15 protein-coding genes and 1 tRNA gene are annotated in these 17,014 nt (G+C 26.5%); 11 read left to right on the top strand and 5 right to left on the bottom strand.

Annotated features, from left to right (window positions below):
* Positions 1-33: 33 nt before the first annotated feature.
* Positions 34-219 carry a hypothetical protein gene (locus CSGHG_RS23415; RefSeq protein ID WP_147582285.1) on the bottom strand — a complete coding sequence of 62 codons (186 nt, stop codon included), beginning with the start codon at positions 217-219 and terminating at the stop codon, positions 34-36.
* A gap of 1,203 nt (positions 220-1,422) precedes the next feature.
* Between CSGHG_RS23415 and CSGHG_RS16475 the strand changes: the two genes are divergently transcribed.
* The gene (locus CSGHG_RS16475) at positions 1,423-2,355 is read left to right on the top strand and encodes a PhzF family phenazine biosynthesis protein (RefSeq protein WP_010297833.1); all 933 of its coding nucleotides are present in this window, start codon (positions 1,423-1,425) and stop codon (positions 2,353-2,355) included.
* 52 nt (positions 2,356-2,407) lie between these two features.
* On the opposite strand, the gene CSGHG_RS16470 is transcribed toward CSGHG_RS16475, so the two are convergent.
* From CSGHG_RS16470 to CSGHG_RS16460, 3 genes are all read right to left on the bottom strand, one after another.
* Complete coding sequence (locus CSGHG_RS16470; protein WP_010297830.1) at positions 2,408-2,749, bottom strand: hypothetical protein; 342 nt, start codon at positions 2,747-2,749, stop codon at positions 2,408-2,410.
* 24 nt (positions 2,750-2,773) lie between these two features.
* Positions 2,774-3,025: a DUF1871 family protein gene (locus tag CSGHG_RS16465; RefSeq protein ID WP_010297827.1), complete on the bottom strand. Its 252-nt coding sequence runs from the start codon at positions 3,023-3,025 to the stop codon at positions 2,774-2,776.
* 178 nt (positions 3,026-3,203) lie between these two features.
* A complete protein-coding gene (locus CSGHG_RS16460) occupies positions 3,204-4,574 on the bottom strand; it encodes an aldehyde dehydrogenase (protein ID WP_010297824.1) in 1,371 nt (456 codons plus the stop codon).
* A gap of 472 nt (positions 4,575-5,046) precedes the next feature.
* Here CSGHG_RS16460 and CSGHG_RS22165 point away from each other — a divergent pair, with 472 nt between their 5' ends.
* The 6 genes from CSGHG_RS22165 to CSGHG_RS16430 all read left to right on the top strand — a co-directional run bounded on the left by CSGHG_RS22165 (position 5,047) and on the right by CSGHG_RS16430 (position 12,546).
* Entirely contained in the window at positions 5,047-6,171 is a 1,125-nt protein-coding gene (locus CSGHG_RS22165; RefSeq protein WP_010297823.1) for a sensor histidine kinase, read from the top strand.
* 141 nt (positions 6,172-6,312) lie between these two features.
* Positions 6,313-6,939, top strand: coding sequence for a response regulator transcription factor (locus CSGHG_RS16450; protein WP_010297820.1), 627 nt, complete (start codon positions 6,313-6,315; stop codon positions 6,937-6,939).
* A gap of 869 nt (positions 6,940-7,808) precedes the next feature.
* Positions 7,809-8,744: an ABC transporter ATP-binding protein gene (locus tag CSGHG_RS16445; protein ID WP_010297817.1), complete on the top strand. Its 936-nt coding sequence runs from the start codon at positions 7,809-7,811 to the stop codon at positions 8,742-8,744.
* Between the two features lie 9 nt (positions 8,745-8,753).
* Positions 8,754-9,875, top strand: a complete 1,122-nt coding sequence (locus CSGHG_RS16440) for an ABC transporter permease (RefSeq protein WP_010297814.1) — start codon at positions 8,754-8,756, stop codon at positions 9,873-9,875.
* Entirely contained in the window at positions 9,875-11,023 is a 1,149-nt protein-coding gene (locus CSGHG_RS16435; protein ID WP_010297812.1) for an ABC transporter permease, read from the top strand. Before CSGHG_RS16440 ends, CSGHG_RS16435 begins: the two co-directional genes overlap by 1 nt.
* Before the next feature lie 212 nt (positions 11,024-11,235).
* Positions 11,236-12,546, top strand: coding sequence for a Na+/H+ antiporter NhaC family protein (locus tag CSGHG_RS16430; protein WP_010297811.1), 1,311 nt, complete (start codon positions 11,236-11,238; stop codon positions 12,544-12,546).
* Positions 12,547-12,598: 52 nt separating this feature from the next.
* Here the strand turns inward: CSGHG_RS16430 and CSGHG_RS22160 are convergent, their stop codons facing one another.
* Complete coding sequence (locus tag CSGHG_RS22160; RefSeq protein WP_010297809.1) at positions 12,599-13,477, bottom strand: CAP domain-containing protein; 879 nt, start codon at positions 13,475-13,477, stop codon at positions 12,599-12,601.
* Positions 13,478-14,551: 1,074 nt separating this feature from the next.
* On the opposite strand from CSGHG_RS22160, the gene CSGHG_RS23410 reads away from it, so the two are divergent.
* From CSGHG_RS23410 to CSGHG_RS16405, 4 genes are all read left to right on the top strand, one after another.
* Positions 14,552-14,725 carry a hypothetical protein gene (locus CSGHG_RS23410; RefSeq protein WP_155844784.1) on the top strand — a complete coding sequence of 58 codons (174 nt, stop codon included), beginning with the start codon at positions 14,552-14,554 and terminating at the stop codon, positions 14,723-14,725.
* A gap of 31 nt (positions 14,726-14,756) precedes the next feature.
* Positions 14,757-15,071: a hypothetical protein gene (locus CSGHG_RS16415; RefSeq protein ID WP_010297807.1), complete on the top strand. Its 315-nt coding sequence runs from the start codon at positions 14,757-14,759 to the stop codon at positions 15,069-15,071.
* A gap of 87 nt (positions 15,072-15,158) precedes the next feature.
* Positions 15,159-15,234 (top strand) — tRNA-Pro (locus CSGHG_RS16410).
* A 411-nt stretch (positions 15,235-15,645) separates the two neighbouring features.
* Positions 15,646-16,989 (top strand): [Fe-Fe] hydrogenase large subunit C-terminal domain-containing protein, encoded by a 1,344-nt coding sequence (locus tag CSGHG_RS16405; RefSeq protein WP_010297806.1) that lies wholly within the window; start codon positions 15,646-15,648, stop codon positions 16,987-16,989.
* Positions 16,990-17,014 lie beyond the last annotated feature (25 nt).

Genomic DNA, 17,014 nt, shown 5'->3' with positions numbered 1-17,014 from the left:
AGTTTTATCATAGACCTTTTTTTATGTTTTAAATTATAGCTTTTTATAAGATTTTATACTATTTGGTATTTTCAATGCAATAAGTATAGTCAAAGCACCGGATATGATAGATTCTAAATATAATCTTTGATAAAATCCGTATATTGAGGTAACAAGCATTAATATAAAACATGTAATTTGACAGATAGCCCTAAATAAACTTTTATTGTTCTTATTCATATGCACCTACCACTTTTTATTTAGTAATAACAATATATACAATATCTTTAGTCATTTAGTAAGGATACTAATTTAATTTTTAATAAAATAATAGAAAATACTAGTACTAATACGCATTGATAAAAGGATATAGTATAAAAATAACGATTAAAATAATAAATTCCAAACACTATTATTAAAGATGGTAAAGATTCTATTAAATCTTTAAATCCTAATTTTATATTTTGCTTCACTGAATAATTATTAGACCTTAATTTAGAAGGTTTATTATGAAAAATAAATATAATATTATTTAAAGATATAACACAAATACCTAATATTGTAAGTGTTAAATAATAATTTATGCTAAATAACTTATTTGTAATAACAAACTGTAATAGAAAAATAGTTGACATTGTAAAAAAGGTTATTAGAAAAGATAATATATTTTTACTAACTATATAAGCTATAATATTTTTGTTTGTAATTAAGTTTTTAATATCTAAACTAATTATATAATCAGCAACAAAATTGTATCTACAAACCATTGTTAACATAGTTAAGATACCTATTGTGTACACATTTTCAAGTTGGGGAGCTTTTAAATAACATCCTATAAATAATATAATTACTCCTAAAAAAAAGAAATTATCTCTTTTTTTTCTGCTGTGAAAAATAATTTTAAACTTTCTTTAAACCAATATCTCATATAAATCTCCTTATTTGTTAATTACAATGTATACAAATATGATTACTGTTAATATTGAAAAGGATAAGTATATAATATTAAAAATACTATCTATTTTTTATTAGAATAATCTATGTTTTTAATGGGCTTAATTTTTAAAAATAAATCCATTAATATTGATAGGATTATTAAAAAACAAGATATAAATATATTTAAGAATAAAGATAATATCCCTGCAAAAAGTAATAATAAACTTAATACACATATACTCTTTTTTATAATATAAAATTTTTTCATGATACCTCCATAATTATAGAGCTTTAAAATTAGTATTAAATATATATATTTGTAAGAAGAACATAATAATAAATGTACTTTAAAAGCTATAGGTATTATTTTGAAAAATAGTAACATGAATCCAATATGTAGTCAACTGAAAATTTACAGTTTTATAATATGTGTCTATAGTATAATAAATCTAGAAAATATAATCCTAAATTTTATGGGATACAAAACTAAAATAGGGAGTGAAAAACATGGGGATAAAAGTTTATAAGGTAAATGCTTTTACTAAGGATAGTAAAGGTGGTAATTGTGCTGGAGTTGTTTTAGATGGGGAAAAAATAAATGAATTAGAGATGCAAATTATAGCTAAAAAATTAAATTTTTCTGAAACAGCATTTGTAATACCAAAGGATAAAAGAAAAAGAAAAAATAATAAAGAAGTTTACGATTATGAGGTTAAATTTTTTACACCTACAGAAGAAGTTGAGTTATGTGGGCATGCCACAATAGCTACATTTTTCACATTGGCTAAAATGGGATTATTACCACAAAATAATGTTTCTTTAAAACAAAAAACAAAGGCTGGAATTTTAGATGTAGATGTAATTTCAAAGGATGAAATAGAGGTTGTTATGTCACAAGCTGAACCACAATTTTCAGATGAGTCTTTAAATAAAGAGATATTGTCTAAAATCTTAAATTTATGTGAAGATGAAATTGGATTTGAAAATTTGAAACCACAAATTGTTTCTACCGGTCTTAGAGATATATTAATTCCTATTAAAAGTGAAGAAGATTTAAAAAATATAAAAATAGATAATGATTTATTAATAAATTATAGTAGAGAGCTAAAAGTAGTGGGAATTCATGCATTTACAATAGATAGTAACAATAATGAAAGATTTATTGTAAGAAACTTTGCACCAGCAGTAGGAATACCAGAAGAAAGTGCAACAGGAACATCTAACGGTGCATTACTTGCTTATTTAATTAAAAATAATTTTTATGAATTAAAGGGCAATGAAGAAAAAACTATAATTTGTCGTCAAGGTATGTATATGGGGAATGCAAGTGAAATTATAGCAAAAGGAAGTATATCTAATGGAAAAATATCTATAAAAGTTGGTGGTAAATCTTATATAGAAGGTGAAGAAGAGATAGAGTTAAAACCATTAGAAATTTAATGTAATAAAAAGGGAAAGCTAGGTAATTCTAAATTACCTAGCTTTTGGGGGGTTAGATTTTGAAAAAGTTCATTTCAACTGTGTACTCATTAATTAGTATAGACAACTTTTTAGAAAAATAATCAATTTCAAAGTTACAAATTGTAGAATGTATGCCTTTATCTTTTAAAAAGTGGATAGTTCCTATGTTATTATCATCTTTACGTAGTCTTATTAAGATACTTTCTACCTCATTAAACTGCATTCTAGAGGCAATATTATCAGAATCTAGAATAAGATTTAACGTTCTATTATTTAAAGGAATAATTAAATCAATATCACATTCTCTATCTTTGAAAACTTTTATTTCAAAATCACTTACTAAATTTAAATTGTACTGTTTAAATTCATACATATATATAACCTCATTTTTAAATTATTATTTTATTAAAAGAATCTCCTTTGCTACACTTAAACATTCATCATAGGAGTTTCTAAAAGCATCTTCAAAAAAGAATAGAAAAACTTTCATGATTTTATTAGCTAACACAGCTATTTCTTTATTATCTGTGTTTTTAATAAAGTTGAAAATTTGTTCCGTTTCATAGTCATATTCATCGCTTGGTGCCGTATCTAGCAAACCAAGAGGGTCCCATTTATCAATTATTTTTTTTATATTATAAAACGTCATAGAATATCCTCCTTTTACATAATATAACTAAGTAATTTTATTATATACTATACAGAGTAGCTCTTTAAAATTAATTACCATAAATAAAAAAAGTTAATAGTTAAAAAATACTACAATTCTTAACTAAAAAAACTATTAATATAATTTAGATATACTAATAGTTTTTTTGTATCAATATTTATTTAAATATCTTTTTTAATTTAGCAAACTTTGTTGAAGTAAAAGGAGGATATCTTAGTGGAACATCCATAGCGAAATCTTTTTTTACAATAGATTTTATATGAGAAAAAGTTTCAAAACTATTCATTCCATGATATTTTCCCATTCCGCTTTCACCAACACCTCCAAAAGGTAAGTATAAAGAAGCTACATGAACTATAGTTTCATTTATACAAACTCCTCCAGAGGTTGTTTTTTGTAGTATTTTAGATATATTTTTTTCATCTTTAGAGAAAAAATATAATGCAAGTGGTTTTGGTCTATAGTTTACAACAGCAATAACTTCATCTAACGTATCAAATTCAATTACTGGTAAAATAGGTCCAAATATTTCATCGTTCATTACCTCATCATTAAAGGTTATATCATTTAAAATTGTTGGTGATATATAAAGTTCATCACGATCAATTTCACCACCAAATTCAATTTTACCGCAGTTTAAATATTTTACTAATCTATCAAAAGCTTTTTCATCAATTATTCTAGGGTAGTCTTTTGATTTTTTAAAATCTAGTCCATAAAATTTATTAATATAATGTTTTATATATTTTATTAAATCTTCTTTTACAGAACTATGGACATATAGATAATCTGGAGCTACACAAGTTTGACCAGCATTTAAAAATTTGCCCCAAACAAGTCTTTTAGCTGTTAGTTTTAAATCAGCTGTCTTATCTACAATACAAGGACTTTTTCCCCCTAACTCAAGTGTTACAGGAGTAAGGTTTTTTGAGGCTGCTTCCATAACCACTTTTCCAACAGGAACACTACCTGTGAAGAAAATATAATCAAACTTTTGATTTAGTAGTTCTGAATTAGCATCCCTGCCACCATTAACAACAGAAATAAATTCTCTAGGGAAATTTTCACATAAAAGTTTTGTAAGAACTTTAGATGTGTTAAGACTTTTTTGAGAGGGCTTTAAAATAACTGTGTTTCCTGCAGCAATAGCACCTATTAATGGAGCTAGTGAAAGTTGAAATGGATAGTTCCAAGGCGATATTATAAGTGTGACGCCATATGGCTCTGGATAAGTAAAGCATTTAGCAGGAAAATGAGCTAGTTGTGATTTTACCTTTGTAGCTTGCATCCAGTTTTTTAAGTTTTTTATAGTGTGATTAAGTTCTTCAAAAACAATGCCAAGCTCTGTTGCGTACCCTTCAAAATTAGATTTTTTTAAGTCGTTATAAAGAGCATCTAGTATTAATTGTTCATTATTTTGCAGAATAACTTTTAATTTATTTAATTGAGTCAATCTAAATTGAGTAGTAAGAGTACTACCTTTAAGAAAATAATTACGTTGAATATCAACAAGTTCTTTTATATCCATAAACAAAACCTCCATTCCTAAATTATAATTCTATAAAACATAAATTTTGCCATCAAAGTATTTGTATTCTCTTAAATAATTTAATTTTAAGATAGTCTATTTATAGGATTGCAAATTAAATCTTAAACTTATTCATTTATCAAATGAGAAAACACAAATTAATATTTTTTTTCAATAACTAACAGATTATTTTAGTTAAGAGTTAATAGTGAATAATTCTTAACTAACTATATTTGTACTTTATCTTAATAATATACCTAATAAAGTATATTATTAAGATAAAGTATATAATATACCTTAGAATTAAATAAATAATATCATTGAACTTATGTATATTCAAGAAAATAAAACAATTTAAGTAAAAAGCAATTTAATAAACAATAAATTTAAAATTAAAAAGTTATAAAGGAAAGACTGCAATAAATAAAGAATTAGTAATAAAGTTACTATAAAAAATAGGAAATGGTGTAGTATGAAAAAGATAAATGATTATAATATTTATATTAAAATTTTAGCGTTGATATTTATAGTTACTAAATCTATACAAGGAAAAGCCCCAATATTATATGTAGTTATATATTTTTTATTATGTTTAATAATTAATTTTAGTGTGTATTTATTTAAAGACAATATAGAAAAATTATTATTAGTATCAGGGATTATAATATCTTTTATAACTTCCATTACAGTAATTCCATTAGCAATAATATTTTTCTTTATAAATTTAATTGAATTTTTATATTTAATTAAGTTGTCTAATGCTTTCTTGCTAATTTTAATTTGTAGTATAGTAGTATTTTTAAAAATAGATATTGATTTTTTTTCTTTGTTTATTTTTATAGCTATATATTTTATTTATTATAGATTATATTGGGAATTAAATTTTATTAATTATGATTTACCACTAAAGATAGAAATGCAACGAAAAACTATCGACGAGTTGAATCTAAAATTGAAAAAACAAAGTAAATATAGAAAACAGGCAATATATACTTACAAACTAAAAGAAAGAAATGAACTATCTAAAAAAGTTCATGATAAAGTAGGGCATACTATAGCTGGAAGTCTTTTGCAATTGGAAGCATGTAAAATTGTATTAAATAGCGATATGGATAAAGGAAAAGAAATGATAGATGGAACTATTGACGTATTAAGGAGAGGTATGGACGATATAAGAAAGATTTTAAGAGAAATAAATCCCACTGATGAGCAAATAGGGATAAATAGAATTAAATTAATTTTAAATGAAAAAACACAGAATACTAACTTTACATTTAATGTAATTCATAAAGGGGATATGGAAAAGATAAGTAAAAAACAATGGATGCTTTTTTTAGATGTTATAATGGAGGCTTCTACAAATTCATTAAAATACTCTGAAGGTAATCATATAACTGTAAAAATAGAAGTGTTTAATAAATTAATTAAACTTCAAATAGCTGACAATGGCATAGGGAATTTAAATTTTAAAAAAGGAATAGGGTTAAATAGTATAGAACAAGAAGCGATGGAGTTAAATGGGAAATGTATAATAAATAGTTACAAAGGTTTTGAAATAATATTATTAATGCCAATGGAAACTAAAGTTAGTTCATAGTATTAGTTAGTTAAAAGTAATGGATAAAACTGAAAATCAGTTTCTTAATATAAAAAATACGTTTAGTATTACTATGAACATAATGAGTAGTAATAACCTAAACTGTTAACTCTTAAATAAAGTAAGGTAAAGGGGGAAGTTATGCTTAAATTAATTATTGCAGATGATGATTTACTTATAAGAGAAAGTTTAAAAATAATATTAAGTGCAGATAAGGAATTAGACGTATTAGAGACTTTTGAAAATGGCAAAGAAGCTGTTAATTATATTTTGACAAATAATGTTGATATAGCGCTTTTAGATGTAAGGATGCCAGTATTAAATGGAGTTGAAGCTACAAAGGAAATAACAGAAAGAACTAACACAAAAGTTGTTATACTTACAACTTTTGATGAGGATGAATATATAGACAATGCATTAAAGTTTGGTGCAAAGGGATATATATTAAAAAATAATGCACCAAATGAAATTATAAACACTATAAAAATGGTTCATAAAGGTAATTCTGTAATACAAGATAATGTACTAGAACGATTAAAGTGTAATTTTCAAAATAAAAGTGAAATAAAATTAGATAAAGAACTATTTACTCAAAGAGAAATAGAAATAATAAAATTAATATCACAAGGACTTAGTAATAAAGAAATATCATCAAATTTATATATAACAGAAGGAACAGTAAAAAATTATATATCATCAATACTCAATAAAACAGGATTGCAACATAGAACTCAAATAGCTATATATTATTTAAAAGGAAACTTGTAGGGAGTAAAATTTGGGGTTTATAAAAATTGACAATGGATAAAGGATAATTAAAAAAATTAAGAATTAAAAAAATTAAGAATTAAGAACATTATATAATTGACATTTGACAATGGACAATTGACAATGATGGAGGAAACTGGACTGCCAGTTTCTTTTTAATTTAGGGGAGTAAATTCTAAGTTTGAGAGGTTAAACTAACAAAAAACTAAATTCAAAGTTCACATCCATAACAAGAAGGACAGGCGTAACAAAGTGAAATTTCTATAAGTTATTTTCACAGTGAAATCGAAAAGTTATCAATAAAACCTAAATTAATCAAAGCCGGTCCTTAATATAGTTAAAAGTTAACAGTTAAGAATTCAGGATGAAACTGGATCACCAGTTTCTTTTGAATTTTTGGGGACTGGCTTTGATTTATTAGCTAAGAAGTGCAAAGCTAGGAGAGCATATAATTTTAAGCGAAGTAAATAAGTTTACCGTGCCTGTCCCATTTGTGATGGAGTTGAAATTTTGGTGAATTGCTTACTTAGATTTTGTTAGTAAAACTAGATTTTAAAAATACGTTCAGTATTACTAGGAGCAAAGAGAGTAGTAATAACCACAATTATTAATTATTAACTCTTAACTCTTAACTGACAAAGTTCCTCTTGTGATGGATGTAGAACTTTGGGTGATTGCTTTCTTAGGTTTTTTAGCAAAACTAGGTTTAAAAATACGTTTAGTATTATTAGGAACAAAGCGTAAATACTTTAACAATATGACTAAAGTCACATAAAGATTATGACCTTCTCCACGTTATTTGGAGAAGGTTTTTCTATACAATAGAATTAAGAAGATAATGATTGAGGAAATATAAGGAGTGTTTATATATGAAAGCTATAGAAATACAAAACCTAACTAAAAGATATAAAGATTTTTTAGCAGTAGATAATATTTCACTATCTATTGAAGAAGGAGAAATATATGGGCTTTTAGGTCCCAATGGGGCAGGAAAAAGTACAACTATAAATATAATATGTGGGATTTTAAATTCATCTTATGGAGAAATTAAAATTTTAGGAGAAACGTTAAGTATTAAAGACAAATCTGCAAGAAAATATTTAGGTTTAGTGCCACAACAAGTAGCTCTTTACAATGAATATAGTGCTTATGAAAATGTAAAATTTTTTGGTAGTCTTTATGGATTAAAAGGAAATGAACTAGAAGAATGTGTAAAAAAAGCTTTAGAGTTTACAGGACTTTTAGATATGAAAGACAGAAGGGCATCAGATTTTTCAGGTGGTATGTTAAGAAGGTTAAATATAGCCTGTGGAATTGTTCATAATCCTAAAATAGTTATTATGGATGAACCTACTGTAGGAATAGATCCACAATCAAGAAATCATATATTACAATCAGTTAAAAAGTTAAATGAAAAAGGGACAACAGTAATATATACCACTCACTATATGGAAGAGGTAGAAGAGATATGTAGCAAGATAGCCATTATGGATAATGGTAAGGTTATTGTTGAAGGTAGTAAGGAAGAATTAAAAAGTATAGTTTCAGATAAGAAAAGTTTAATCCTTAGAATTGATAACTTTGAAACCATAGATGAAAAAGAAATTAAAAATATAAAAGGTGTTACTGATGTAATTATAGATGAAAATGAAATAACTATAAATACTGAAAAAGAAATAAATAATTTAGATAAAATAATAAACTATTTTACAACAAATAAAATTGAAATAAGAGATATTGGCTATGAAGATATAAATCTAGAAACGGTGTTTTTAAGTTTAACTGGAAGACGTTTAAGAGAGTAGGTGATTTATATGTTTAAAATTATAAAAAGGATTTTTTTAGGACATATTAGATACCCGAAAAATTTATTGTTTAATATGCTATTCCCAATATTTTTAATGACATTAATAGGATTTGTTTTAATAAATCAATTTGACACTAGCAATCAAATAGAAAATTTTACTGTTTATTATAATAATGATAGTGGCAGCAAAGAAAGTAATCAACTTTTAGATGAAATAATAAAGAATAATAAAACTGAAATAATTTATTTTGAAAAAACAGATAGTATATATAAGGGGAAAGATATAGTTAGAAAATCAAGAGGAAGCTTTATTTATTTAGATGGAAATACCATAAAACTATATTCAAATGAAAAAAATAAAATAGAATCAGGAATTGTAAGTGGATTATTTAAGACAGTTAGTAATAGATTTAATGCAATAACAGAAGTTTATAAAATAAATGATGAAAATGCTATAAATATTATAAATGACAAATTAGAAGAGGATTATATAAATGTTGAAAAAGTAGAAAAAACACAAAGTCCTACATCCTTTGATTATTATGGAATAGCAGAATTGACGTTAATGAGCATGTATATATTATTCTTCTCATTATATGGTATACAAAGGGATGATAGATTATCTGTTAAAGATAGAATACTTTTAACAAAATTTTCAATAGAAAAGTATTATCTTGCAAATATTATAGGAAATTTTATGCTTTCAATAATAATAACATTACCAGGATATTTATTTTCAATATTTGTGTTAAAAACTAATTGGGGAAATAATTTAATAATATCATTTTTAATATTACTTTCTTTAAATTTAATGGTAGTTACAATGGGAACTTTTTTAGGTGTAATATTTAAAGAAAATGGTAATGCTTCTGCATTTATAGACCGTGTAATATTTCCTGTAATGAGCTTTTTAGGCGGAAGCTATCTGGCTTTCCCAGATAAATTACCAACAGTAATGCAAATAGCTACAAATATATCACCATTAAGATGGATAAATAGAGGATTTTTCAGAATGATATATCTGCATGATAATTCTATAATAACAATATCAGTTGCTTTAAGTTTAGGTATAACAATAATAGCATTAATTTTATTAACTGTTTTTGTTAAAAAGGAGAGTGTGGAGTAATGAAAAAAGTTTGGGCTCTATTTAAAAATAACTTAAGGATTTTAATTTTAAAAAATAAAGGGACTTTTATCATAACTACAATAGCTCCAATTATTATTTTACTAATCATATCAAAATATATTAGCACTGGATCTGGTTATATGAATGCAGTAGTTAAAGACGAAGATAATACGAAAAGTTCCTTGGCTATACTATCCACTATAAAAAATAATGAAGGGTTAAATGTTGAAGAAGATAGTGATATTAATATAGAGAACTCCTTTGCACAAGGGGACATAGATATTGCTATAACTATACCTAAAGGTTTTGAAAATAATTTATTAAGTGGAGAAAAACCATATATAGATATTAAAGAAAATGAAATGGGAAATTTAAATAAAGGTATTAAGACTTCATTAAACTTAGAGATTAAAAATCTTAAAGATTTAGCAGTAGCTAGTGATAAAAATTATGATGGTTATATTAAAGCTTTAGAAAATTACAGTAATGGAACTATTAAGATAGAGAAGCTTAATTTAAACGATTTAAAAGGTAATTATGTAAAAACACAAGTATTTTTGGGATTTTTAATAATGTTCATGTTTTTTAGAGCAATGTCTGGAGCAGAATTAATAAATTCAGATAAGCAAAAAAATATGTACACAAGGATATTTGTAGCAGATATTAAAAGTTCACAATATTATTTAGCAAATATATTATCTAGTTTTTTTAGTATATTAATACAGGTTATATTATCATTAATAGGATTAAAATACATTATGAAATTAGAAATAGGCATGTACTATTATCAGCTAGGAATAATATTATTATTAGTAACATTAATAGCTGTGTCACTGGGAACATTCTGCATATCAATAACAGAAACTAGACAGGAAGCAAGTATGCTTTCTAATATAGTAATTATAACTTTTCTAATGATAGGTGGATGCTTTGTTCCTGTAAGTTTATTCCCTAATTTTATAAATAAAATATCCTATTTTACACCTACAAGATGGGCAATGGATTCAATATTAGATTTACAGCAAGGTGTGCCTTTTAATGATATAATAATAAACTTATTTATAATGATATTATTTGCTTTAGCATTTTTTACAATGTCAGCATATAAAACATCAAAAACTGAAAAAATATATAAAGATTATAATTAGTTGTTAACTTATAAATTTAATTTAGTAATTTCATTAATATAAAACCTATAGATAATTAAATATCTATAGGTTTTTACAATAATTGTAGAAAAAGGTATTATTATGTTTACAATAAATTAAGAGGGGATGTTATGCCCTCTTAATTTATTGTAAAAAAATAATTATTTTACGGTAAATAAAAGTAAAAAGTGGAATTGGGAGAGGGGATTATTATGAAGAAAAAATCAATAATTGCATTAATGCCACTTTTAGTTTTTATAGTTATATACTTTGGAGTAGCTATAATACTAAAAGATTTTTATGCTATTTCGGTAGTTGTACCATTTTTAATAGCTTCAATAGTTGCATTAATACAAAACAGAGAACGAACCTTTGATGATAAGGTAATTAGTTTTTGCAAAGGTGGAGGCAATCCAGACATAATAATGATGTGTTTAATATTTATATTAGCAGGAGCTTTTGGGGAAACAGCAAAATCAATGGGTGCTGTAGAATCTACTGTTAACTTAGGTATAAATTTTTTACCATCATTTTTATTAGTTCCAGGAATTTTCTTAATGGCAGGATTCATATCTACTTCAATAGGTACTTCAATGGGAACTATAGCAGCTTTTGTGCCAATAGCATTAGGAATAAGTGAGAAAACTGGAATATCACTTGGATTAATTGTTGGTGCAGTTGTAGGAGCATCTATATTAGGAGATAACTTATCTATGATATCAGATACTACAATAGCTGCAGCTAAGACTCAAAATGCAGATTTAAAGGACAAGTTCAAGGTGAATTTTAAAATAACCCTTCCATCAGCAATTGTAACTATGGCTATATTAGTTATACTTACTCTTGGTAAAACTGCAAATATAGGTGGGGTATATGAATATCAAATTATTAAAGTAATTCCATATATATTTGTATTAGCATCAGCACTTATGGGTGTAAACGTAATAACTGTATTAACTGGTGGAGTTGTAATGTCAGCAGTAATAGGATTTATAACTAAAGATATGACTTTAAAATTGTTAGTTGATTCTATAGCAACTGGAGCTTTAAATATGGGAGAACTTATAATAGTATCTATACTTATTGGTGGTATAGTTGAGATCATAAAAGATAACGGTGGAATTGAATTTATAATTTCTTTTATAGCATCTAAAATAAAGTCAAAAAGAGGTGCAGAACTAGGTATTGCTATTTTAGTAAGTATAGTAAATTTATTTACAGCAAACAATACTATATCTATAGTTACTGTTGGACCTATGGCAAAAGAAATATCAGAAACATATGATTTAGATTCTAGCAGGGTGGCAACGCTTTTAGATGTATTTTCTTGTGTTATACAAAGTTTAATACCTTATGGAGCACAATTATTGTCAGCAGCGGCATTATCAGCACTATCACCATTTGCTATATTAAAATATACATATTATCCTGTGGTAATGGGTGTATTTACTATAATCTTTATTTTGGGAGTAAAAGGTAGTAAAAAGGATAATAAAGTATTGACCGAAGAAAAGGCAGTATAGGCCTAAAGAAAAAAAGGATGTCTAAAGTTTAGACATCCTTTTTTAATATACCTTAATCTGCAAATAATTGTGATTCATAAGCAATATTTCCGTTAGGCGAAAATACAACACCTATACCCATTCTATTAAAACTTCCATTTAATATGTTTGCTCTATGACCTGCAGAGTTCATCCAATTGTTTACAAGATATTCAGCAGTAACTGATGCTTTATCATAGCCTGTACTAGTTTGAATGTTTTCACCAGCAGTACCGTAGCTAACTCCAAATTTATTTAATAAATCGAAGGGGCCTCCGGTATAAGGTGAAGTATGGTCAAAATATCCGTATTGAAGCATTTCTTCTGCTTTATATCTAGCAGCACTTCTCATAGTTTCGTCCATTGATAATGGAGATAATCCTGCTTTTTGACGCTCTACATTACAAAGTTCTAAAACTCTATTTTCAACAGCTGTTAAGTATTCAACTGAATAGTTTTTAGGTATGCTAGGCAATCCACTAGGATTACTATTTGATGCGCTTTCATAGTTAGAATTATCTTCTGATGGTGTTTCTTCTGGAGTAGGTGTAGGTTCCGGTGTTGGAACAGATTCTTCTTTATTTCCTGATTCATTATCTGTAGGTGGTTTAACATCAGGTTTACTATTATCAGCTGGTGTTGTAGTAGTTCCAGTTGAATTGCTATTTGAAGAATTGTTATTTACAGCAGTAGAATTGTTAGTATCTACTTTAGTAGGTTCAGTAGTAGCTTCTGAGTTGTTACTACTTGTACCTTGTATTTCAGGTGTTTTCTTTTCTGTATCTTTAGAAATAGTTTCTTTAATAGCGGTTTTCGTATCGTTTATTACATCATTATCTGTATGGGCATATTTAATTCCTAGTCCCGTGCATAATGATGCCGATAATAAAATACTTATTATTTTAAATTTCATGTTGTTCACTCCCCCTGTGACTAATAGGACAATATGATATTTATTTTTGGATTTTATTCACAATATGTTGTGAGTCCTATTTAATGAGTAAAGTATAGAATAAAAAGGAAAGCCTGTACACAGGGAACTATTTCACGTAAACGTATGAAAAGGCAATGATGGATAACTTTACAAATAAACAGAAAAAACAGAAATTTGAATAATCCTAGTAAACTAGTTGGGATTACTAAGTTTACAGCAAATATATTAAAAAAGGTAAAACATGAATAATATAGAAACATAACCAATAAACTTAGATGATAAAAATTTACTTTTAGTTACATATTTGATTTAAAAAAGGATTTAAAAAGGGGTAAGACGAATTGATACAAAGTGGAAATTTAATTAAGAGTTTGTGTTGAATTTAGACTTTAACATAGTTGTTGGGATTGGCTTTGAAATTTTAGGTAGAATTAGTTAATAGTTAAATAGTTAATAGTTAAGAGTTTAGGATGAAAGTGGCAACCACTTTCTTTTAAATCTATAAATATAATTTGCTTTGCAAATTTATATAAAATTACGTTTAGTATTACTAGGAGCAAAGTGAGTAGTAATATCCTCAACTATTAACTATTCCTTCTTAACTCTTAATTGACAAAGTTCTTCTTGTGATGGAAGTAGAACTTGGAGGAATTGATTGGTTAGTTGAGGTAGAGTGTTTTAAAAATTGACATTTGACAATGGACAATTTAGGTTGAAATTGGACTACCAGTTTACTTTGAATTTAGGGGAGTAAAGACTAAGTTTATTATATAAAACAAACAAAAACTATATTCAAAATGTAAAGCCGTAACAAATGGGACAGGCACGACTAATGTAGTTCCATAAAATAGATAGTAGCTTTTTAAATTTAATTGCCATAAATAAAAAAAGTTAGCCAGTCCCCAGGTAGCTACTATGTAGCGTAGTTGTTCGGGACTGGATTTGAATTTTTAGATATAAGTATAAAGTTAGAAGAGTATCGAGTGTTAACGAAGAAAATAAACTCATCGTGCCTGTCCCATTTGTGATGGAGCTAATACTGTAAGGACTTGATTGTTTAGGTGTTTTGCTAAAACTAAGGTGTTGGGACCGACTTCGAGTATTATTGTAGAAAAACAAAAATCAATAAAAGCATCAAAACTAAAGTATAATAAAATAGCCCAAAACGCGTCTGTCCCTCTTGTGATGGTGCTAGAATTTTGGGATAGTTCTTTGCTTAGCAATTGATAATATATAAGAAAATACTGGGGGAGTTATTATGGAGAAGATATGTAATAAAAATAGTAATATAAAACCAATGGCAACAATGATTTTGATTTTAATTATTAATATTGTAGGTGGTAGAATTGATGCTTATAATAGCAATAGATTATTAATTTATATATATTGCATAGTGTTAGCTATTCTTATGACAATTGGAGTTATTGAATTAATTGAAAGTATAACTAAATATATTAATGCGGAAATTAAAACCATTAAAAGCAAAGTTTATTTAACTATTAATATATTATCTTTAGTTTTAGTTTTATGGGGTGGTGTTTTAGTAATAATGGATAAAGCTAGTTTTTTATAAGATTTTCAAAATAACATTAAAAAATGAAAAAAATTTAAAAAAAATGTTGACACAAAAAAAAGTTTGTACTATAATAAATCTTGTCGCCGGGGTGTGGCGCAGATGGGAGCGCGCGTGGTTTGGGACCATGAGGTCGCAGGTTCAATCCCTGTCACCCCGACCAAGAGAGTTGCATAGGCAACTCTCTTTTTATTTATAAAATAAATAAATAATAAATGAATAATTAACCTTAACAGGAAGTGATCACAATTTTGGTCACTTTTTGTTAAGGTTTTTTTTATTTATAAAGTTTTAAGTTGATTTTTAAAATTATCCATTTCAAAACTTTGATACTTAAAATAGTGAAATATGCTCCGAATCACCTAGAGTTCAACATTACATTTTATATAAAAATATTTTAAAATTATTAAATAAAGTTAAATTGGAACTTATTTCTATATATAATTAAATATATATGTTATATACATCTAGGTATAAAAGGGCAGTAAATGTAAAAACTAAATAGTGATTAACTAAAAAGTAATTTATGTTATATTTAAAGATAAATAACAAATAAAAGGGGCTGAGAATTGTTATGAATAGGAATTATAGTGAATATTTTAAGGATTTAATATTAGCTTATAAAAATGGTGTTTTTGAGACAAAAATAAACGAACTATTAGAAAATGAAAATGAAGATAAAGAAAAATTATGTAGACAATTATCAAGTTTATGTGGTGTTGATTTAGGATATAGTGAGGATTTTGCAGAAAAATTAAAGGATGAAATAAAAAAATATACAGGTAAAGAAAAGATAGTAACTAAGATAAACAGTACCTGTGAAAGTTGTGCGCAGGGGGAAGGTGCTTGTGAAGCTTCTTGTCCATTTGATGCAATTTTGATGAATGAAGAAAACACAGGAAGATATATTGATGTAGAGCGTTGTACTGATTGTGGTAAGTGTGTTGATGCTTGTAAAAGTGGTAATATAGTTGATAAAGTTCAGTTCTTACCATTATTTGAACTTATAAATAGTGATAAACCTGTTATAGCAGCAGTTGCACCAGCTATAGCAAATCAATTTAATGGTGCTAATTTAAATAAGATGAGAACTGCTTTTAAAAACATAGGATTTACAGACATGGTAGAAGTAGCATTTTTTGCAGATATGTTAACTTTAAAAGAAGCAGTAGAGTTTGATGCAATGGTAAAAAATGAAGATGACTTTATGATAACATCTTGTTGTTGTCCTATGTGGGTAGCAATGATTAAAAAAGTATATGGAGATTTGATAAAACATGTTTCTCCATCGGTATCTCCAATGATAGCAGCAGGAAGAGTAATGAAAAAATTGAATCCAGATATTAAAGTAGTTTTTGTAGGGCCATGTATAGCAAAAAAATCTGAAGCAAAAGAACCAGATTTATTGGGAGATATCGATTTTGTGTTAACATTCCAAGAAGTACAAGAAATTTTTGATGCTTTAGATGTGGACCCATCTAAACTTTCTGAAACTCCAACAATAGAATATGCGTCAAGAGGTGGAAGGCTTTATGCAAGAACTGGTGGTGTATCTATTGCTATAAAAGAGGCAGTGGAGCTATTATTCCCTAATAAATATGAGAATCTTACAGAAGTACAGGGCAATGGGGTTAAGGAATGTAAAGCTCTATTAAACAAGGTAATCAGTGGAGAAATACAGGGTAACTTTATAGAAGGTATGGGTTGCGTTGGAGGATGTGTAGGTGGACCAAAAGCCATTTTAAAAATGGAAGAAGGAACAAAAATGGTAAACGAATGTGCGGAAAATGCAGAGTTTAAAGTAGCAACTCAAAGTGAAAAAATGCAAGAGATATTAAAGGATTTAGATATAAAGGTTCTAAAAGACTTTTTAAATCATGATAAAACCAATATATTTCATAGAAGTTTTAATAAATAATCATATTGCCCTTTAAAGTGTAAAG

The sequence above is a fragment of the Clostridium senegalense JC122 genome, from assembly GCF_000285575.1.
In the GTDB taxonomy this organism is placed as follows: Bacteria; Bacillota; Clostridia; order Clostridiales; family Clostridiaceae; genus Clostridium_J; species Clostridium_J senegalense.
The sequence above is the reverse complement of the archived record's forward strand: the minus strand, read 5'-3'. Positions and strand labels throughout refer to the sequence as shown.

Coding starts and splice junctions, on each gene's coding strand:
- CSGHG_RS16435 (WP_010297812.1), top strand. CDS start 9,875: ATGAAAAAAGTTTGGGCTCTATTTAAAAATAACTTAAGGATTTTAATT.
- CSGHG_RS16440 (WP_010297814.1), top strand. CDS start 8,754: ATGTTTAAAATTATAAAAAGGATTTTTTTAGGACATATTAGATACCCG.
- CSGHG_RS16460 (WP_010297824.1), bottom strand. CDS start 4,574: ATGGATATAAAAGAACTTGTTGATATTCAACGTAATTATTTTCTTAAA.
- CSGHG_RS22165 (WP_010297823.1), top strand. CDS start 5,047: ATGAAAAAGATAAATGATTATAATATTTATATTAAAATTTTAGCGTTG.
- CSGHG_RS16465 (WP_010297827.1), bottom strand. CDS start 3,025: ATGACGTTTTATAATATAAAAAAAATAATTGATAAATGGGACCCTCTT.
- CSGHG_RS16415 (WP_010297807.1), top strand. CDS start 14,757: ATGGAGAAGATATGTAATAAAAATAGTAATATAAAACCAATGGCAACA.
- CSGHG_RS16405 (WP_010297806.1), top strand. CDS start 15,646: ATGAATAGGAATTATAGTGAATATTTTAAGGATTTAATATTAGCTTAT.
- CSGHG_RS16430 (WP_010297811.1), top strand. CDS start 11,236: ATGAAGAAAAAATCAATAATTGCATTAATGCCACTTTTAGTTTTTATA.
- CSGHG_RS16475 (WP_010297833.1), top strand. CDS start 1,423: ATGGGGATAAAAGTTTATAAGGTAAATGCTTTTACTAAGGATAGTAAA.
- CSGHG_RS16445 (WP_010297817.1), top strand. CDS start 7,809: ATGAAAGCTATAGAAATACAAAACCTAACTAAAAGATATAAAGATTTT.
- CSGHG_RS16450 (WP_010297820.1), top strand. CDS start 6,313: ATGCTTAAATTAATTATTGCAGATGATGATTTACTTATAAGAGAAAGT.
- CSGHG_RS23415 (WP_147582285.1), bottom strand. CDS start 219: ATGAATAAGAACAATAAAAGTTTATTTAGGGCTATCTGTCAAATTACA.
- CSGHG_RS22160 (WP_010297809.1), bottom strand. CDS start 13,477: ATGAAATTTAAAATAATAAGTATTTTATTATCGGCATCATTATGCACG.
- CSGHG_RS16470 (WP_010297830.1), bottom strand. CDS start 2,749: ATGTATGAATTTAAACAGTACAATTTAAATTTAGTAAGTGATTTTGAA.